This is a genomic window from Citrobacter sp. CK189 (assembly GCF_030333505.1).
Lineage (GTDB): Bacteria > Pseudomonadota > Gammaproteobacteria > Enterobacterales > Enterobacteriaceae > Citrobacter_B > Citrobacter_B koseri.
In genome coordinates, this window is record NZ_JAOWFV010000030.1 from 1 (window position 1) to 19,354 (window position 19,354).

General features: G+C 55.6%; 18 protein-coding genes and 1 riboswitch. Of the genes, 11 read left to right on the forward strand and 7 right to left on the reverse strand.

Annotation, left to right across the window (positions count from 1 at the left end):
• Nucleotides 1-404: 404 nt before the first annotated feature.
• Nucleotides 405-1,994 carry a bifunctional phosphoribosylaminoimidazolecarboxamide formyltransferase/IMP cyclohydrolase gene (gene purH / locus OGV83_RS00755; protein ID WP_200074227.1) on the forward strand — a complete coding sequence of 530 codons (1,590 nt, stop codon included), beginning with the start codon at nucleotides 405-407 and terminating at the stop codon, nucleotides 1,992-1,994.
• Between the two features lie 15 nt (nucleotides 1,995-2,009).
• On the forward strand, nucleotides 2,010-3,299 hold the full coding sequence (purD, locus tag OGV83_RS00760; protein WP_286463021.1) for a phosphoribosylamine--glycine ligase: 1,290 nt from the start codon (nucleotides 2,010-2,012) through the stop codon (nucleotides 3,297-3,299).
• A gap of 74 nt (nucleotides 3,300-3,373) precedes the next feature.
• Here the strand turns inward: purD and OGV83_RS00765 are convergent, their stop codons facing one another.
• From OGV83_RS00765 to nudC, 6 genes are all read right to left on the reverse strand, one after another.
• Entirely contained in the window at nucleotides 3,374-4,066 is a 693-nt protein-coding gene (locus OGV83_RS00765) for a DUF1481 domain-containing protein (protein WP_024130651.1), read from the reverse strand.
• Between the two features lie 11 nt (nucleotides 4,067-4,077).
• Nucleotides 4,078-4,350 carry a nucleoid-associated protein HU-alpha gene (gene hupA / locus OGV83_RS00770; protein WP_001044509.1) on the reverse strand — a complete coding sequence of 91 codons (273 nt, stop codon included), beginning with the start codon at nucleotides 4,348-4,350 and terminating at the stop codon, nucleotides 4,078-4,080.
• A gap of 186 nt (nucleotides 4,351-4,536) precedes the next feature.
• Entirely contained in the window at nucleotides 4,537-5,127 is a 591-nt protein-coding gene (locus OGV83_RS00775) for a YjaG family protein (RefSeq protein ID WP_012133796.1), read from the reverse strand.
• 42 nt (nucleotides 5,128-5,169) lie between these two features.
• Nucleotides 5,170-5,841: a deoxyribonuclease V gene (gene nfi, locus OGV83_RS00780; RefSeq protein WP_012133797.1), complete on the reverse strand. Its 672-nt coding sequence runs from the start codon at nucleotides 5,839-5,841 to the stop codon at nucleotides 5,170-5,172.
• Between the two features lie 9 nt (nucleotides 5,842-5,850).
• Complete coding sequence (hemE, locus tag OGV83_RS00785; RefSeq protein WP_012133798.1) at nucleotides 5,851-6,915, reverse strand: uroporphyrinogen decarboxylase; 1,065 nt, start codon at nucleotides 6,913-6,915, stop codon at nucleotides 5,851-5,853.
• 39 nt (nucleotides 6,916-6,954) lie between these two features.
• A complete protein-coding gene (gene nudC, locus OGV83_RS00790) occupies nucleotides 6,955-7,728 on the reverse strand; it encodes an NAD(+) diphosphatase (RefSeq protein ID WP_153258006.1) in 774 nt (257 codons plus the stop codon).
• Between the two features lie 96 nt (nucleotides 7,729-7,824).
• Here nudC and OGV83_RS00795 point away from each other — a divergent pair, with 96 nt between their 5' ends.
• The 9 genes from OGV83_RS00795 to OGV83_RS00835 all read left to right on the forward strand — a co-directional run bounded on the left by OGV83_RS00795 (nucleotide 7,825) and on the right by OGV83_RS00835 (nucleotide 14,871).
• The gene (locus OGV83_RS00795) at nucleotides 7,825-8,328 is read left to right on the forward strand and encodes an Rsd/AlgQ family anti-sigma factor (protein WP_012133800.1); all 504 of its coding nucleotides are present in this window, start codon (nucleotides 7,825-7,827) and stop codon (nucleotides 8,326-8,328) included.
• Nucleotides 8,329-8,378: 50 nt separating this feature from the next.
• A riboswitch (TPP riboswitch) is annotated at nucleotides 8,379-8,488 on the forward strand.
• A gap of 85 nt (nucleotides 8,489-8,573) precedes the next feature.
• On the forward strand, nucleotides 8,574-10,469 hold the full coding sequence (gene thiC, locus OGV83_RS00800; protein ID WP_286463024.1) for a phosphomethylpyrimidine synthase ThiC: 1,896 nt from the start codon (nucleotides 8,574-8,576) through the stop codon (nucleotides 10,467-10,469).
• Nucleotides 10,469-11,104, forward strand: coding sequence for a thiamine phosphate synthase (gene thiE / locus OGV83_RS00805; RefSeq protein WP_275165936.1), 636 nt, complete (start codon nucleotides 10,469-10,471; stop codon nucleotides 11,102-11,104). Before thiC ends, thiE begins: the two co-directional genes overlap by 1 nt.
• Nucleotides 11,097-11,855, forward strand: coding sequence for a thiazole biosynthesis adenylyltransferase ThiF (gene thiF, locus OGV83_RS00810; protein WP_012133803.1), 759 nt, complete (start codon nucleotides 11,097-11,099; stop codon nucleotides 11,853-11,855). Before thiE ends, thiF begins: the two co-directional genes overlap by 8 nt.
• The gene (gene thiS, locus OGV83_RS00815; RefSeq protein ID WP_012133804.1) at nucleotides 11,836-12,036 is read left to right on the forward strand and encodes a sulfur carrier protein ThiS; all 201 of its coding nucleotides are present in this window, start codon (nucleotides 11,836-11,838) and stop codon (nucleotides 12,034-12,036) included. Before thiF ends, thiS begins: the two co-directional genes overlap by 20 nt.
• 1 nt (nucleotide 12,037) lies before the next feature.
• Nucleotides 12,038-12,808 carry a thiazole synthase gene (thiG, locus tag OGV83_RS00820; RefSeq protein ID WP_012133805.1) on the forward strand — a complete coding sequence of 257 codons (771 nt, stop codon included), beginning with the start codon at nucleotides 12,038-12,040 and terminating at the stop codon, nucleotides 12,806-12,808.
• Nucleotides 12,805-13,935 carry a 2-iminoacetate synthase ThiH gene (gene thiH / locus OGV83_RS00825; protein ID WP_115609770.1) on the forward strand — a complete coding sequence of 377 codons (1,131 nt, stop codon included), beginning with the start codon at nucleotides 12,805-12,807 and terminating at the stop codon, nucleotides 13,933-13,935. Before thiG ends, thiH begins: the two co-directional genes overlap by 4 nt.
• Before the next feature lie 308 nt (nucleotides 13,936-14,243).
• Nucleotides 14,244-14,549 carry a PTS sugar transporter subunit IIB gene (locus OGV83_RS00830; protein WP_012133808.1) on the forward strand — a complete coding sequence of 102 codons (306 nt, stop codon included), beginning with the start codon at nucleotides 14,244-14,246 and terminating at the stop codon, nucleotides 14,547-14,549.
• 4 nt (nucleotides 14,550-14,553) lie between these two features.
• Entirely contained in the window at nucleotides 14,554-14,871 is a 318-nt protein-coding gene (locus OGV83_RS00835; protein WP_012133809.1) for a PTS lactose/cellobiose transporter subunit IIA, read from the forward strand.
• A gap of 188 nt (nucleotides 14,872-15,059) precedes the next feature.
• Here the strand turns inward: OGV83_RS00835 and rpoC are convergent, their stop codons facing one another.
• A complete protein-coding gene (rpoC, locus tag OGV83_RS00840; protein WP_012133810.1) occupies nucleotides 15,060-19,283 on the reverse strand; it encodes a DNA-directed RNA polymerase subunit beta' in 4,224 nt (1,407 codons plus the stop codon).
• Nucleotides 19,284-19,354 lie beyond the last annotated feature (71 nt).

Genomic DNA, 19,354 nt, shown 5'->3' on the forward strand with positions numbered 1-19,354 from the left:
CAGGATTTTTCTCTTTAATCAACTGGCTGTTTGTGTGAAGTGATTCACATCCGCCGTGTCGATGGAGGCGCATTATAGGGAGTTCTCCGCAGGCCGCAATAGAAAAATGACAGAAAAATGACTGACTGCTGCATTCCCCAGCAAAACCCCGCCTTATACCCTTTTACACACAGAGTTATCCACAATCCTGGCGATCATTTCCTGAATCTCTCCTTAATAAAGACGCGCTCAATACAGGAATAAAAGGGTATCGAATGGAAAAAGAAAAATTCGCGAGCGTTGCGCAAACGTTTTCGTTACAATGCCACCGCAAAACAAGGATGCCCCGTAAGGGGCGTTAGCTGAGTTTTTCACGAAAAATTCAGCTAACGCTCTCTGTAATAGTCAAATCCAGGGGATTTACCATGCAACAACGTCGTCCAGTCCGCCGCGCTCTGCTCAGTGTTTCTGACAAGGCCGGTATCGTCGAATTCGCCCAGGCACTTTCCGCACGCGGTGTGGAGCTGCTGTCTACAGGGGGCACTGCCCGTCTGTTAGCAGATAAAGGTCTGCCGGTGACCGAAGTTTCCGATTACACCGGTTTCCCGGAAATGATGGATGGACGCGTGAAGACCCTGCATCCGAAAGTACACGGCGGTATTCTCGGTCGCCGTGGTCAGGATGACGGAATTATGGAACAACACGGTATCGCGCCAATCGATATGGTTGTTGTTAACCTGTACCCATTCGCCCAGACCGTCGCTCGTGAAGGTTGCTCGCTGGAAGATGCCGTAGAGAACATTGATATCGGCGGCCCGACCATGGTGCGCTCCGCTGCCAAGAACCATAAAGATGTCGCTATCGTTGTAAAGAGCAGCGACTACGACGCCATTATTAAAGAGATGGATAGCAACGACGGTTCACTGACCCTTGATACCCGCTTCGATCTCGCCATTAAAGCCTTCGAACACACCGCCGCCTACGACAGCATGATTGCCAACTACTTCGGCAGCATGGTTCCGGCATATCACAGTGAAAGCAAAGAGGCCGCTGGCCGCTTCCCGCGTACCCTGAATCTGAACTTCATTAAGAAGCAGGATATGCGCTACGGCGAAAACAGCCACCAGCAGGCAGCCTTCTATATAGAAGAGAATGTGCAAGAAGCATCTGTTGCGACCGCGCAGCAGGTACAGGGCAAAGCGCTTTCCTACAACAACATCGCCGATACCGACGCGGCGCTGGAGTGTGTGAAAGAGTTCAGCGAGCCCGCCTGCGTCATCGTGAAGCACGCTAACCCGTGTGGCGTGGCGGTAAGCACTTCTATTCTCGACGCCTACGATCGCGCATACAAGACTGACCCGACCTCCGCATTCGGCGGCATCATCGCGTTTAACCGCGAACTGGATGCCGAAACGGCACAGGCCATCATCTCCCGTCAGTTCGTCGAAGTGATCATTGCGCCTTCCGCATCTGAAGACGCCCTGAAGATTACCGCTGCCAAACAGAACGTGCGCGTACTGACCTGTGGCCAGTGGGCACAGCGTGTGCCGGGCCTGGACTTCAAACGCGTTAACGGCGGCCTGCTGGTTCAGGATCGTGACCTGGGTATGGTAACGGCAGGCGAACTGCGCGTGGTAACCAAACGTCAGCCGAGCGAGCAGGAACTGCGTGACGCGCTGTTCTGCTGGAAAGTAGCGAAGTTTGTGAAATCCAACGCGATTGTGTACGCGAAAGAGAATATGACTATCGGTATTGGCGCGGGCCAGATGAGCCGCGTTTATTCCGCGAAGATCGCCGGTATTAAAGCGGGCGATGAAGGACTGGAAGTAAAAGGTTCCGCAATGGCCTCTGACGCGTTCTTCCCGTTCCGCGACGGTATTGATGCTGCGGCCGCCGTTGGCGTGAGCTGCGTGATCCAGCCCGGTGGCTCCATCCGTGATGATGAAGTCATTGCCGCCGCTGACGAACACGGCATCGCGATGATCTTCACCGACATGCGTCACTTCCGCCATTAATTCACGGAGCAGACAATGAAAGTATTAGTAATCGGCAACGGCGGGCGCGAACACGCCCTGGCGTGGAAAGCGGCGCAATCACCGCAGGTTGAAACCGTGTATGTCGCGCCAGGTAACGCCGGAACAGCGCTGGAACCGGCGCTGCAAAACGTCGCTATTGGCGTCACGGATATTCCGGCACTGCTGAGCTTTGCCCAGAACGAGAAGATCGATCTGACCATCGTCGGCCCGGAAGCGCCGCTGGTGAAAGGCGTGGTGGATACTTTCCGCGCCGCTGGCCTGAAAATCTTTGGCCCAACCGAAGGCGCCGCACAGCTGGAAGGCTCCAAAGCCTTCACCAAGGATTTCCTCGCTCGTCACCAGATTCCGACGGCGGAATACCAGAACTTCACGGAGATCGAACCCGCGCTGGCTTACCTGCGTGAGAAAGGCGCGCCGATCGTCATTAAAGCCGACGGACTGGCTGCCGGGAAAGGCGTGATTGTGGCGATGACGCTGAGCGAGGCCGAAGCCGCCGTTCATGACATGCTGGCAGGTAACGCGTTTGGCGACGCGGGACACCGTATCGTGATCGAAGAGTTCCTCGACGGTGAAGAAGCGAGCTTCATCGTGATGGTCGATGGCGAGCATGTGTTGCCAATGGCCACCAGCCAGGATCACAAACGCGTCGGCGATGGCGATACCGGGCTGAATACCGGCGGTATGGGCGCTTACTCCCCGGCGCCGGTGGTGACCGACGAGGTTCATCAGCGCACGATGGAGCGCATCATTTGGCCAACCGTAAAAGGCATGGCGGCGGAAGGCAATACTTATACCGGCTTCCTGTACGCTGGGCTGATGATCGATAAACAGGACAACCCGAAAGTTATCGAATTCAACTGCCGCTTTGGCGACCCGGAAACCCAGCCAATCATGCTGCGTATGAAATCCGATCTGGTTGAACTTTGTCTGGCTGCCTGCGACGGTAAGCTGGACGAGAAAACGTCTGAGTGGGATGAGCGCGCATCGCTCGGCGTGGTGATGGCGGCTGGCGGTTATCCGGGCGACTACCGCACAGGCGATGTGATCCACGGTCTGCCGCTGGAAGAGGTGGCGGACGGTAAGGTATTCCACGCCGGAACCAAACTGGCGGAAGATGACCGGGTCGTTACAAGCGGCGGTCGCGTACTGTGCGCCACTGCGCTAGGCCATACCGTTGCCGAAGCACAGCAGCGTGCCTACGCGCTGATGGCAGATATCCACTGGGATAACTGCTTTAGCCGCAAAGATATCGGCTGGCGCGCGATCGAACGCGAGCAAAACTAACGCTGACACCTCTTATCCGGCCTATGGAGAACAACTGTAGGCCGGATAAGACGCAAGCCGCCATCCGGCAATCATCAGAACGTCTTCTCTATAGGTTGCCAGTGGCAGAAGTCTTCATTGGCCACCAGCAGCAGCTGAGAGCCATCAGGCGCCTCCAGCCATGCCACACTCACCTCTATCGATGAACGCTGCTGACGTCGCTCTATGTGGCTGATAGCCCACGCATCCAGGTCTGGTTTCAACGTTTCGCCTTCGCAGGTAGTTACCGTACGGTCTGCATGCCAGCGTCCCTGACGCAGCACGACGCGTCCCTGACGCAATGCGTCACTGGTCTGGCGGATCTGATTGGCGCGATAGCGGTATAAGGCGATCTGGTCGCTGGAAAGCTGCTGCTTCTGCCCGTCGACTTCATGCTGCATAAAACTGAGCTCGCCATGATCGTCGAAGCGTGCGCGAATATGTTCAGAAGGTTTGCTGTAAATATTGAGTTCAATCAGGGAGAGCATGTCGCCCTGCCAGCGGTATTCGCTGGTTGTGGTGCTGCCGTTACGCCACGGGCTAAAGACCGAGAGCAGATGGACGCCATCGCTGGAATCTTTACGCCAGATGCGTACCGCACCCTGGTCGTCAACATAACCGCTGGCCGTAAACGGTGGAAGCGTCGTGTTATGGCTACAAGCGGACAGCAACAGCGCGCCTGCCAACGTCAGCATACGACGCCAGACAGACAAAAGGGGCGAGAGCGCCCCTTCATTAAAACTGTTCACTGCCACGCGAATTACTTAACTGCGTCTTTCAGTGCTTTACCAGAAACAAACGCCGGTACATTCGCTGCAGCGATTTTGATTTCTTTACCGGTCTGCGGGTTGCGGCCAGTACGCTCAGCGCGGTGGTTCACTTTGAAGGTACCGAAACCAACCAGTTGTACAGCATCGCCTTCTTTCAGAGACTCAGTAATAGCAGCCAGAGTGGATTCCAGAGCAGCTTTAGCCTGGGTTTTGGACAGTTCTGCTTTGTCTGCAATTACATCAATCAGTTGAGTCTTGTTCATAAGTTATCCTTACAATGTGTTTATCGCTTGCTAAGCATCGAGTGCGACGGAAATGCCAGAAAAGCACTCTCCTGCATACACGCACCGATAGCCACTTTTTTTCGCCCCCCAAATGTAGACCAGACGGGGGGCGGAAGGGAAGCCTCCAGGCACGACAAATCAGGCGTTAAATCACGTTTTCTGGTGTCATTGCTCAAAATTTATACCGATATTGCTCTCACCGGCCTCGCGCAGGTCTGCCCGAAGCCCTTTTATCAGCTCAATATCGCGTTCTTCGCAGTCGGCCAAAAGTCGGAATATTTCCCACTGAATGTCCCATTCCTGTTCAACAGCCGGGTTTTCTTTGAGCTCTTCATCGGTCATTTCTCGACCAGCCTGAGTCATTTCCAGCATCGCAACCGTGGTAATGGATGTCTTACTGACCTCAATGGCATGTTCCAGCGTTTCGCCACTGAGACGAGAATGCATTAACTCGCTTAATGCAACGCAGGCATCAATCGCCGGGTAAACGCCGTACAGATCAAAATCGTCAGCAGCCGGAATCGCTTCCTCAAACTTTTCCAGCTGGCTGTCAAAATTGACCTTTGCATCTTTCACCGTCAGCGTTTCCCAGATGAGATCCAGGATTCGGCGGTACACCTGCCCATCGCCAAAACCCGTCTGCTGACAGAACATGGCATAGTTCGGATACATACGCTCGCACAAACAAGCCATAAAGGTGACGTGCTGCCAGCTTTCCAGGCGTTCCAGACGCAGATGAATCGGGTTTTGTAACATGTTGAATTCTCGAAATCAGAAATGAGCCGCAGTGTACCTGAATCAGCGGTGATTTGCTTGCCAGCGCACAAACGCCGGACGCTCTGATGCCACCGCATCCGCCCAGCGCGTCGGTTCCGGCAGACGGTAGCCTTGCATACAGCGCTGCACCCACGCCAACGCGCTGTCGGTACTCACGCGATGTCCGGTCGCGATAAACAGCGGGTTACAGCGCGCTTTACTGCGCCAGACCCAGGCTAACTGCTCGCCTTTGTCCATCAGCGGAGCCAGCGCGCCAGGTTCGGCGGAAAGTGGCTCAAACTTGCCGCACAGCCGTTTTTTCGCTACGCCAATGGTGGGTACATCCATCATCAATCCAAAGTGGCTTGCCACCCCCAGACGACGCGGGTGGGAGATACCGTGCCCATCGACAAAGACTAAATCCGGTTTTTGCGACAGCTGTTCCCACGCAGCCAACAGCGCAGGATACTCGCGAAAGGAGAGGAAGCCGGGGATATACGGCATGGTAGTGGCGATACGCGCCACTTTGTATTCCACCAGTTCAAGCGCTGGATACGTCAACAGCACCATCGCCGCTCGCGTCACTTCACCGCCCTGCTCGAACCCAACATCCGCCCCGGCGATCAGATCCGGCGGATCGTTATCAAGACGATCCTCGCGGATCACCGACGAGGCGAGTTCAATTTGTTGAGCGCGTAGCGACGCGAGATCCATAATGACTCCTTAGCGGTGGTACTGTTCGGACAAGCGGTGTACCGCATCAACAAATGCGCCCGCGTGCTCCGGCGGCACATCCTGGTGGATGCCGTGTCCAAGATTAAAGACGTGGCCTTCACCCTGGCCGAATCCGGCGAGAATCGTCGCCACTTCCTCTTCAATGCGCGCCGGTGGCGCATAGAGCATGGACGGGTCCATATTGCCCTGTAGCGCCACTTTATGGCCCACGCGACGGCGCGCGTCGGCAATATCGGTTGTCCAGTCGAGGCCTAACGCATCACACCCGGTTTCCGCCATCGCCTCCAGCCACTGGCCGCCACCTTTAGTGAATAACGTGACCGGTACACGGCGACCGTCGTTTTCCCGCAGCAGACCATCAACGATTTTATGCATGTAATACAGCGAGAACTGCTGGTAATCGCGCCCCGTCAGCACGCCGCCCCAGGTGTCGAAAATCATGACCGACTGCGCGCCCGCTTTAATCTGCGCGTTGAGATACAGAGTGACGCTTTTCGCCAGCTTATCGAGCAGCGCATGCAGCGCCTGCGGATCGGCATACATCATTTTTTTGATGACGGTAAAGGCTTTGCTGCTGCCACCTTCCACCATGTAAGTCGCCAGCGTCCACGGGCTGCCGGAAAAACCGATCAGCGGAACGTCACCTTTCAACTCGCGGCGAATCGTACGCACCGCGTTCATCACGTAGCCCAGTTCGTCTTCCGGGTCAGGAATCGGTAGCTTATCGACATCCGCTTTACAGGCGACTGGCGAAGTAAAGCGCGGGCCTTCCCCGGCCTCAAAATAGAGTCCCAGCCCCATCGCATCCGGGATGGTCAGAATGTCCGAGAAGAGGATCGCCGCATCAAGCGGGTAGCGCCGCAGCGGTTGTAGCGTAACTTCGCACGCCAGCTCAGCATTTTTGCACAGCGACATAAAATCGCCTGCTTGTGCGCGGGTGGCTTTGTACTCCGGCAGATAGCGGCCTGCCTGGCGCATCATCCATACCGGGGTAACATCAACGGGCTGGCGCAGCAGCGCACGCAGATAACGATCGTTCTTCAGTTCGGTCATTTTGCAGTTCCTTCATTGCGTCAGGGTGCCAGTGTACCATCACTCATACTCAGCCCGACACATTGCCACAGTATCTTCGATCAAACGACGCGCCACCGTGCCCGGCGGCGGCAATAACGGAAGATCGTCATAGCGATACCAGCCCGCCTCCAGCAGCTCTTTCGGGTCGATGACAATCTCGCCGCTGTCATACTCCGCCATAAACGCCGTCATCAGCGATTGCGGGAACGGCCAGGGCTGTGAGGTCACGTAACGCAAATTTTTCACTTTGATGCCGCTCTCTTCCATCACCTCGCGCGCGACCGCCTGCTCTAAGGTCTCCCCCACTTCCACAAACCCGGCCAGCACCGTATGAACACCGTTACGATGGCGCGTATGCTGGGCCAGTAAAATGGAATCGGCACGCCGGATGGCGACAATAATGCAGGGAGCAATCTGCGGATAGTAACGCTCGCGGCAGTGGCTGCACAGCATCGCCCATTCGGTCTTGCTCGGGTACATGGGGTGGCCGCAGTAACCGCAGAATTTGTGCGAACGGTAAAATTCCGCCAGCTGCACGCCCCGCCCCGCCAGTTGAAACAGGCCAACGTCCCGATCAATGATCTGCCGTACCGACCCCATATCATGCCGACGATGCTGTAACACCAGCCAGACAGGCTCCCCTTCCCACTCGCCAATCAGGAGTGCGCGCTGCCCCACAAGATCGAAATTTGTCGCTTCGCCATATGGCAATTCTCCACGAGGCAACCATAATTTTTGCTCGTGACTGACGATCCACCAACCGTGATCTAATTTTTCAATAATACGATCCATAGCTCTTGCACTACCTTTGCTTCACTGGCATGTTGTTAACATTATATTTACATTTTTCAGGTGAGCAGTTTTAAATCTAAACTTGCGGAGTCAATCATGCTAAACCAGCTGGAAAGCCTGACGGAACACGTCGAAGGAAGTAATAAACTGGTTGATCGCTGGCTACATGTACGTAAGCACCTGCTCGTGGCTTACTACAATCTGGTTGGCATTAAGCCTGGCAAAGAATCGTACATGCGGCTGAATGAAAAAGCGCTGGATGATTTTTGTCAGGGCCTGGTCGACTACCTTTCCGCCGGACACTTCAGTATTTATGAACACATTATCCGAGAAATGGAAGAGGGAAACCCGCGTTCGACCGCAACGCGCCTCCATTCATTGCTGGAAGCCAATACTCAACAGATCATGGAATATTACGACTCCAGCCTGGAGAACGCGATCGATCACGATAATTATGCGGAGTTTCAGCAAGTGCTCTCCGACATCGGCGAAGCGCTGGAAGCGCGGTTTACGCTGGAAGATAAACTCATCCTGCTGGCCTTCGACAATAATCTAACGCTTAATGCCCAGGATGAAAGCGGAATTGCACGGCCTGCTTGAGTTATGAATCAGTAACGAGTAATTTACATCCATTGCCCCGTCGCCGGGGTTACATCTTGTCGGAGTGCCGTGTGTGAAAACACAGGCTGAGACCGTTAATTCGGGATCCGCGGAACCTGATCAGGCTAATACCTGCGAAGGGAACAAGAGTAAACTGCTTTATGCGTCAGCCTGTACGGGCAACGCGCATCCATTACTCCATCCGTCGTCTGACAAGCCACGTCCTTCACTTTTTGGAATGAGCTATGTCTGCAACAAAATTGACTCGCCGCGAACAACGCGCCCAGGCCCAACACTTTATCGACACCCTGGAAGGCACCGCCTTTCCGAACTCAAAACGTATTTATATTACCGGCTCACAACCGGACATCCGCATTCCGATGCGTGAAATCCAGCTAAGCCCCACGCTCATCGGCGGCAGCAAAGATAATCCGCAATACGAAGAGAACGAAGCCATCCCGGTCTATGACACCTCTGGCCCCTATGGCGATCCTGATGTCGCCATTAACGTTCAGCAGGGTCTGGCAAAACTACGTCAGCCCTGGATTGAGGCTCGTACAGACAGCGAAGAATTGACCGACCGTAGCTCGGCGTACACCAAAGAACGTCTGGCCGATGATGGACTGGACGAGCTGCGTTTTACGGGGCTGCTCACGCCGAAGCGCGCCAAAGCGGGCAAATGCGTAACGCAACTGCATTATGCGCGTCAGGGGATTGTAACCCCGGAAATGGAGTTCATCGCTATTCGTGAAAACATGGGGCGTGAGCGCATTCGCGGCGATGTGTTACGCCAGCAGCATCCGGGCGTTGGGTTTGGCGCGCGCCTGCCGGAAAACATCACGCCGGAATTTGTTCGTGACGAAGTGGCCGCCGGTCGCGCGATTATCCCGGCCAACATCAACCACCCGGAATCCGAACCGATGATCATCGGACGCAACTTCCTGGTGAAGGTCAACGCCAATATCGGCAACTCAGCGGTCACTTCCTCCATTGAAGAAGAGGTGGAAAAACTGGTGTGGTCGACGCGCTGGGGCGCAGATACGGTGATGGACCTCTCAACCGGTCGCTATATTCACGAAACTCGCGAGTGGATCCTGCGTAACAGCCCGGTACCGATCGGCACCGTGCCGATCTATCAGGCGCTGGAGAAAGTAAACGGGATCGCCGAAGATCTCACCTGGGAAGCCTTCCGCGACACGCTGCTGGAGCAGGCCGAGCAAGGGGTAGACTACTTCACCATCCACGCGGGCGTGCTACTGCGCTATGTGCCAATGACCGCAAAACGTCTGACCGGTATCGTCTCGCGCGGCGGTTCGATCATGGCGAAATGGTGCCTCTCTCACCATCAAGAAAACTTCCTCTACGAGCACTTCCACGAAATCTGCGAAATCTGCGCCGCTTACGATGTCTCGCTGTCGCTGGGCGACGGCCTGCGTCCGGGATCGATTCAGGATGCGAACGACGAAGCACAGTTTGCCGAGCTGCACACGCTGGGCGAGCTGACCAAAATTGCCTGGGAGTACGACGTGCAGGTGATGATTGAAGGCCCTGGCCACGTACCGATGCAGATGATCCGCCGTAACATGACCGAAGAGCTGGAACACTGCCACGAAGCGCCGTTCTACACCTTAGGGCCACTGACCACCGATATTGCGCCGGGCTACGACCACTTCACCTCCGGTATTGGCGCGGCAATGATTGGCTGGTTTGGCTGCGCCATGCTCTGCTACGTAACGCCAAAAGAGCACCTCGGCCTGCCGAACAAAGAGGATGTGAAACAGGGGCTGATCACCTACAAAATCGCGGCGCATGCCGCCGACCTGGCAAAAGGCCATCCTGGCGCGCAAATCCGCGATAACGCCATGTCGAAAGCCCGCTTTGAATTCCGTTGGGAAGACCAGTTTAACCTGGCGCTTGATCCGTTCACCGCCCACGCCTACCACGACGAAACCCTGCCGCAGGAGTCCGGTAAAGTGGCGCACTTCTGCTCCATGTGCGGCCCCAAATTCTGTTCAATGAAGATCAGCCAGGAAGTCCGCGACTACGCGGCGGCGCAGACCATCGAGGTAGGAATGGCGGATATGTCAGAAAACTTCCACGCCAAAGGCGGTGAAATCTATCTCAGGAAGGAGGAAGCATAATGTATCAGCCCGATTTCCCGGCGGTGCCTTTCCGCCTGGGGCTTTATCCGGTCGTTGATAGCGTGCAATGGATCGAACGCTTGCTGGAAGCGGGTGTCCGCACCCTCCAGCTACGTATCAAAGACAAGCGCGACGAAGAGGTGGAGGACGACGTATCAGCCGCTATCTCGCTGGGCCGCCGCTACAATGCCCGCCTGTTCATCAATGACTACTGGCGACTGGCGATCAAGCACAACGCTTACGGGGTGCATCTCGGTCAGGAAGATCTGGAAACCACCGACCTGAAGGCGATTCAGGCTGCCGGGCTGCGCTTAGGCGTTTCCACCCACGATGACATGGAAATCGACATAGCGCTGGCGGCCAGACCGTCTTATATCGCACTCGGCCACGTATTCCCGACGCAAACCAAACAGATGCCGTCCGCGCCGCAAGGACTGGAGCAGTTGGCGCGCCATATTGAACGTCTTGGCGATTACCCCACCGTTGCCATCGGCGGGATCAGCCTCGAACGCGCCTCGCCGGTGCTGGAAACCGGTGTGGGCAGTATTGCCGTCGTCAGCGCCATTACCCAGGCGGAAGACTGGCGCGAAGCAACGGCGCAGTTACTGGCAATCGCGGGGGCTGGCGATGAATGATCGCGACTTTATGCGCTACAGCCGACAAATTTTGCTCGGCGATATCGCCATTGAAGGGCAGCAAAAATTGCTTGCCAGCCGGGTTCTGATTGTCGGGCTGGGCGGTTTGGGTTCCCCTGCGGCGCTCTATCTGGCGGGCGCTGGCATCGGTACGCTGGTTTTAGCCGACGATGACGAAGTGCATCTGAGCAATCTGCAACGGCAAATCCTGTTCACCACAGATGATATTGCCCGCCCTAAATCACAGGTGACAAAGCAGCGGCTGGCACGGCTGAACCCGGATATTGAACTGCTGGCGTTACAGCAGCGCCTCACTGGCGATGCGCTCCGCCATGCGGTTGAGCGCGCCGATGTGGTGCTCGACTGTACCGACAACATGGCGACCCGTCAGGAGATCAACGCCGCCTGCGTCGCGCTGGATACTCCACTCATTACCGCCAGCGCCGTCGGCTTTGGCGGCCAGTTGATGGTGCTGACGCCGCCCTGGGAACAGGGCTGCTACCGCTGCCTGTGGCCGGATGATGAAGAACCGGAACGCAACTGCCGCACGGCAGGGATCGTCGGCCCCGTTGTCGGCGTGATGGGAACATTGCAGGCGCTGGAAGCCATCAAGTTACTGAGCGGGATGGACATCCCCGGCGGCGAGTTGCGGTTATTCGATGCCAAAACCAGCCAGTGGCGCAGTCTGGCATTGCATCGCGCCAGCGGTTGTCCGGTATGCGGAGGGCGTCATGCAGATTCAGTTCAATGATGAACCTATGCAGTGCGCTGACGGCCTGTCCGTTATCGATCTGCTCACTCAGCTTAACCAACTGAAACCAGGGGCGGCGCTGGCGCTGAATCAACAGATCCTGCCGCGTGAACAGTGGGAACAGCAAATCGTGCAGGAAGGCGACCAGATCCTGCTTTTTCAGGTTATTGCAGGGGGTTGATATGTTACGTATTGCAGATAAAACGTTTGATTCACATCTGTTCACCGGCACGGGGAAATTTGCCTCTTCACAGCTGATGGTCGAGGCGATTCGCGCTTCCGGCAGCCAGTTGGTCACGCTGGCGATGAAACGCGTGGATTTACGCCAGCACAATGACGCGATTCTGGCGCCGCTTATTGATGCCGGGGTAACGCTGCTTCCCAATACTTCCGGTGCGAAAACAGCGGAAGAAGCCATCTTCGCCGCGCAACTGGCGCGGGAAGCCCTGGGCACACACTGGCTGAAACTGGAGATTCACCCCGACGCGCGCTGGCTGCTACCGGACCCTGTCGAAACGCTGAAAGCCGCAGAAGCGCTGGTAAAACAGGGATTCGTCGTGCTGCCCTACTGCGGCGCCGACCCGGTGTTGTGCAAACGTCTTGAGGAGGTTGGCTGCGCCGCCGTCATGCCGCTCGGTGCGCCTATTGGTTCAAATCAGGGGCTGGAGACGCGCGCGATGCTGGAGATCATCATCCAACAGGCCACCGTTCCGGTGGTGGTCGATGCCGGTATCGGCGTTCCCAGCCACGCCACACAGGCGCTGGAAATGGGCGCCGACGCGGTACTGGTGAATACGGCGATTGCGGTAGCGGATGATCCGGTGATGATGGCGCAGGCTTTTCGCCTGGCGGTTGAAGCCGGAGTTATGGCGCGTCGGGCCGTACCCGGAACGCGCAGCAGTTACGCTCAGGCCACCAGCCCGCTCACCGGATTTCTGGAGGCTTCGGCATGAAAACGTTCACCGACCGCTGGCAACAGCTGGACTGGGACGATATTCGCCTGCGCATCAACAGTAAAACCGCCGCCGATGTGGAACGGGCGCTTAACGCCACGCAACTTAGTCGCGACGACATGATGGCGCTGCTTTCACCCGCCGCCAGCGACTATCTGGAGCCGTTGGCCCAACGTGCGCAGCGCCTTACCCGTCAGCGCTTTGGCAATACCGTCAGCTTTTATGTGCCGCTGTATCTCTCTAATCTGTGCGCCAACGACTGCACTTACTGCGGCTTTTCAATGAGTAACCGCATTAAGCGCAAGACGCTGGATGAAACAGAAATAGGCCGTGAATGTGAGGCGATTCGCGAGCTGGGTTTTGAGCATCTCCTGCTGGTCACTGGCGAGCACCAGGCCAAAGTCGGCATGGACTATTTTCGTCGTCATTTGCCCACTATCCGTCGCCAGTTTTCTTCACTCCAGATGGAAGTGCAGCCGCTGGCGGAAGAAGAGTATAGCGAGTTAAAAACGCTGGGGCTTGACGGCGTGATGGTCTACCAGGAGACCTACCATGAGGCGATTTACGCACAGCACCATCTGAAAGGGAAAAAGCAGGATTTCTTCTGGCGGCTGGAAACCCCGGACAGGCTGGGTCGGGCAGGTATCGACAAAATTGGTCTCGGCGCGTTGATTGGGCTGTCTGATAGCTGGCGTGTGGACTGCTACATGGTAGCCGAGCATCTGCTCTGGATGCAGAAGCATTACTGGCAGAGCCGCTACTCTATCTCCTTCCCTCGCCTGCGCCCGTGTACTGGCGGCGTCGAACCCGCCTCCATCATGGATGAGCGCCAGTTGGTGCAAACCATTTGCGCATTTCGTCTGCTGGCGCCAGAGATTGAGCTGTCGCTCTCAACGCGCGAATCGCCGTGGTTTCGCGATCACGTTATTCCTTTGGCGATTAATAACGTCAGCGCATTTTCAAAAACGCAGCCAGGCGGCTATGCCGATAATCATCCCGAGCTGGAGCAATTTTCTCCTCATGACGATCGCCGACCAGAAGCCGTTGCTAATGCACTGACCGCACAGGGGTTACAGCCCGTCTGGAAAGACTGGGATAGTTATCTGGGGCGAGCTTCGCAAACATAATGCACGAACGTGACACGGCGTAATTTTTTTGCGCGCCGGTGCGTAATACAAAAAACGGGAGATTGTCGTCAGGCTCCCGTTTTTTTATGTTGTCGTGGTCGGCAGCGGACGCTGACCAGGGCGAAAAATTCCTTCCTCATTTCGCCCTGCCTTCACATCTGGTCAGACGGTCTTTGCAGACCCCATCGGATTACTGCAACCGGTTTCAGTTTTTGTGTGATGTTTTACACACATTCACTTTAAGACGGTTGTTCTCCCCCCGGCCACAGGCTAAAGATGAAGAACCAAGGGAACCGTGAGAGCCGATTATGAAGAATATCGTTTTATGCTGTGCCGCCGGGATGTCCACCAGCATGCTGGTGCAACGGATGAAAGACGCCGCTCAGAAGAAAGGGGTTGAAGTCAGTATCAAAGCTGTTCCGGTGGCTGAATTTAAAGAAAACATCGCCACTGCGGATATTGTTTTGCTTGGCCCTCAGGTCAAGTATGAACAGGCGAAATTACAGGCGCTTGCCGACCCCTTAGGTAAAAAGGTCGCGGTTATCGACATGATGGATTACGGCATGATGAAAGGCGATGCCGTGCTGGAAAAAGCCCTCAAGCTCATGGAGTAATAGCATGGAAGAGTTAGAGACGATCATCATGGAGCTGCTGGTCAACGCAGGCGCAGCCCGTAGTTCGGCACTGACCGCGTTGCAACTGGCGCGAAAAGGCGATTTTGCTGGCGCCGAGAAAGCGATGGAAGAGTCGCGCGAGTTTGTCAAACTGGCACACGGCATCCAGACAAAGCTGATTGGGATTGATGAAGGAACCGGAAAACTGCCTGTTAATCTGATCACCGTTCATTCCCAGGATCATCTGATGAACGCGATGGTTATTCAGGATTTGGCAGGCGATATGATTGAGCTTTATCGTCGGTTGCCGCTGGTGAATTAAGACCCGTTGCCGGATGGCGGCTACGCCTTATCCGGCCTACAAGTTCACCCCGTAATCCGTAGGCCTGATAAGCAAAGCGCCATCAGGCGGCCTACAAGTCCACCCCGTGTCCGTAGGCCTGATAAGCAAAGCGCCATCAGGCATAAAAAAACCCGCCGAAGCGGGTTTTTTATTATGGTCAGCAACGATTAATCGTTATCAGAACCGCCCAGGCCTGCGTTCAGCAGTTCTGCCAGGCTGGCAGACGCATCTTCAGCAGTCACCTGCGGTGCAGCCGGGAGTTCACCCGCAGCACGGCGGCGCATACGATCCTGGTGGTACGCATAACCGGTACCTGCCGGGATCAGACGACCCACGATAACGTTCTCTTTCAGGCCACGCAGTTCGTCGCGTTTACCCGCAACGGCTGCTTCGGTCAGGACACGCGTGGTCTCCTGGAACGATGCCGCAGAGATGAAGGACTCGGTTGCCAGAGACGCTTTGGTGATACCCAGCAGATCGCGGGAGAACGTTGCACCCACTTTGCCGTTCGCTTCCAGGTCGCGGTTAGCGATCTTGACGCGGGAGTATTCAACCTGCTCGCCTTCCAGGAAGTCGGAGCTACCTGCGTTTTCGATGGTGGCTTTACGCAGCATCTGACGAACGATAACTTCGATGTGTTTATCGTTAATCTTAACGCCCTGCAAACGGTATACGTCCTGTACTTCGTTAACGATGTAACGAGTAACAGCATGAACACCACGCAGACGCAGAATGTCGTGCGGCGCTTCCGGGCCATCGGAAACCACGTCACCACGTTCTACACGTTCACCTTCGAACACGTTGAGCTGACGCCATTTCGGAATCATCTCTTCGTACGGCTCGCTACCGTCTACCGGGGTGATAACCAGACGACGTTTACCTTTGGTTTCTTTACCGAAGGAAATGATGCCGCTGATTTCAGCCAGGATTGCCGGCTCTTTCGGACGACGCGCTTCGAACAGGTCAGCAACGCGCGGCAGACCACCGGTAATATCCTTGGTACCGCCGGATTCCTGCGGAACACGCGCCAGGGTGTCACCAGAACTGATCTGTACGCCATCTTCCAGCTGAACAATCGCTTTACCCGGCAGGAAGTACTGCGCAGGCATATCGGTGCCAGGGATCAGAACGTCGTTACCCTGAGCATCAACGATTTTCAGCGCCGGACGCAGGTCTTTACCACCCGTAGTACGCTCTGCGGAATCCAGAACCACCAGAGAAGACAGACCGGTCAGCTCGTCAGTCTGACGAGTAATGGTCTGGCCGTCGATCATGTCAGTAAAGCGGACGAAACCACTTACTTCGGTGATAACCGGCATGGTGTGCGGGTCCCAGTTTGCAACGGTTTCGCCGCCGGCAACCTGCTCGCCATCACCTTTCGCCATAACAGAGCCGTAAGGCACTTTATAGCTCTCTTTGGTACGACCAAATTCGTCGATCAGTTTCAGCTCGGTGTTACGGGAGGTGATAACCAGTTTACCGCTGGAGTTCACAACCGACTTCGCATTGCTCAGACGGATGCTACCTTTGTTTTTCACCTGGATGCTGGATTCAGCAGCCGCACGAGATGCCGCACCACCGATGTGGAACGTACGCATCGTCAGCTGTGTACCCGGCTCACCGATGGACTGTGCCGCGATAACGCCGATAGCTTCACCTTTGTTGATGATGTGGCCACGCGCCAGGTCACGACCGTAGCAGTGCGCACATACACCAAAGTCGGTGTCACAGGATACAACGGAACGCACTTTAACGGCGTCAACAGAGTTCTCTTCCAGCAGGTCACACCACTGTTCGTGCAGCAGCGTGTTGCGCGGAACCAGAATATCTGCGGTGCCCGGCTTCAGTACGTCTTCAGCAGTCACACGACCCAGTACGCGATCGCGCAGCGGCTCTTTAACGTCGCCACCCTCGATAACCGGAGTCATCAGGATACCTTCGTGAGTGCCGCAGTCGTCTTCAGTCACCACCAGATCCTGCGCAACGTCAACCAGACGACGAGTCAGGTAACCGGAGTTCGCTGTTTTCAGTGCGGTATCCGCCAGACCTTTACGCGCACCGTGAGTGGAGATGAAGTACTGGAGTACGTTCAGACCTTCACGGAAGTTCGCGGTGATTGGCGTTTCGATGATGGAGCCATCTGGCTTCGCCATCAGACCACGCATACCAGCAAGCTGACGAATCTGTGCCGCAGAACCACGCGCACCGGAGTCGGCCATCATGTAGATGCTGTTGAAGGAAACCTGCTGCTCTTCCTGACCGTCACGGTTAATCACGGTTTCGGTCTGTAGGTTATCCATCATCGCCTTGGATACACGATCGTTCGCCGCAGCCCAGATATCGATAACTTTGTTATAGCGTTCGCCCGCTGTTACCAGACCAGACTGGAACTGTTCCTGGATCTCAGCAACTTCGGCTTCCGCTTCGGAGATGATCTCGTGTTTCTTCTCCGGGATAACCATATCGTCGATACCAACGGATGCACCTGAACGCGCTGCATAAGCAAAGCCGGTGTACATCGTCTGGTCCGCAAAAATAACGGTCGGTTTCAGGCCCAGAATACGGTAGCAGGTGTTCAGCATTTTAGAGATGGCTTTCTTACCCAGCGCCTGGTTGACGATGGAGAAAGGCAGACCTTTCGGTACGATCATCCACAGAATGGCACGGCCGATGGTCGTGTCTTTCAGGCTGGTTTTCGCCACGAATTCGCCGTTAGCATCTTTTTCGTATTCGGTGATACGCACTTTAACGCGCGCATGCAGAGAGGCCAGGCCAGCGCGATAAATACGCTCAGCTTCTTTCGGGCCAGTCAGCACCATGCCTTCGCCTTTGGCGTTAACACAGTCACGGGTCATGTAGTACAGACCCAATACAACGTCCTGAGACGGAACGATGATAGGTTCGCCGTTCGCCGGGGACAGGATGTTGTTGGTAGACATCATCAGCGCACGCGCTTCCAGCTGGGCTTCCAGCGTCAGCGGTACGTGAACAGCCATCTGGTCACCATCGAAGTCGGCGTTATATGCCGCACAAACCAGCGGGTGCAGCTGGATAGCTTTACCTTCGATCAGTACCGGTTCAAATGCCTGGATACCCAAACGGTGCAGTGTTGGCGCACGGTTCAGCAGTACCGGGTGTTCGCGGATAACTTCGTCCAGGATATCCCAAACGACAGCTTCTTCACGCTCAACCATTTTCTTCGCGGCTTTGATGGTGGTGGCGAGGCCACGCAGTTCCAGCTTGCCGTAGATGAACGGTTTGAACAGCTCCAGCGCCATTTTCTTCGGCAGACCGCACTGATGCAGACGCAGGTATGGACCTACGGTAATAACAGAACGACCGGAGTAGTCAACACGCTTACCGAGCAGGTTCTGACGGAAACGACCCTGTTTACCTTTGATCATGTCGGCCAAAGATTTCAGAGGACGTTTGTTAGAACCGGTGATCGCACGACCGCGACGACCGTTATCCAGCAGGGCGTCAACCGCTTCCTGCAACATACGTTTTTCGTTACGTACGATGATGTCCGGCGCAGCCAGATCCAGCAGACGTTTCAGACGGTTGTTACGGTTGATCACGCGACGATACAGATCGTTTAGATCCGACGTTGCGAAACGACCACCATCCAGCGGAACCAGCGGACGCAGATCTGGCGGCAGAACCGGCAGAACGGTCAGGATCATCCACTCTGGTTTGTTACCAGACTGAACGAACGCTTCCAGCAGTTTGATACGCTTGGTCAGCTTTTTACGCTTGGTTTCGGAGTTGGTTTCGTTCAGCTCTTCGCGCAGAGTTTCACACTCTTGCTCCAGATCCATGCTCTTCAGCAGGGCCTGAATAGCTTCCGCACCCATCTTCGCGTCGAATTCGTCACCGAACTCTTCCAGCGCGTCCAGATACTGTTCTTCAGTCAGGATCTGCTGGCGTTCCAGATTGGTCATACCGCCTTCGATAACCACATAGGATTCGAAGTACAGCACGCGTTCGATATCGCGCAGCGGCATATCGAGCAGCAGGCCGATACGAGACGGCAGAGATTTCAGGAACCAGATGTGAGCAGTCGGGGACGCCAGCTCGATGTGGCCCATACGCTCACGGCGTACTTTAGTTTGGGTCACTTCAACGCCGCACTTCTCACAGATCACACCACGGTGTTTCAGGCGCTTGTACTTACCGCACAGGCACTCGTAATCTTTTACCGGCCCGAAGATACGGGCGCAGAAAAGGCCGTCACGCTCAGGCTTGAACGTACGGTAGTTGATGGTTTCCGGCTTTTTAACTTCACCGAAAGACCATGAACGGATCATGTCTGGCGAAGCCAGAGCAATTTTGATCGCATCAAACTCTTCGGTTTTAGTTTGCGCTTTCAGAAACTTTAATAAGTCTTTCACGGATTTGCTCCCGTCGGAGTTAGCACATTCCGCTGCCGGGTATTACCCCGGCAGCAGTGACCTGTTTGAGC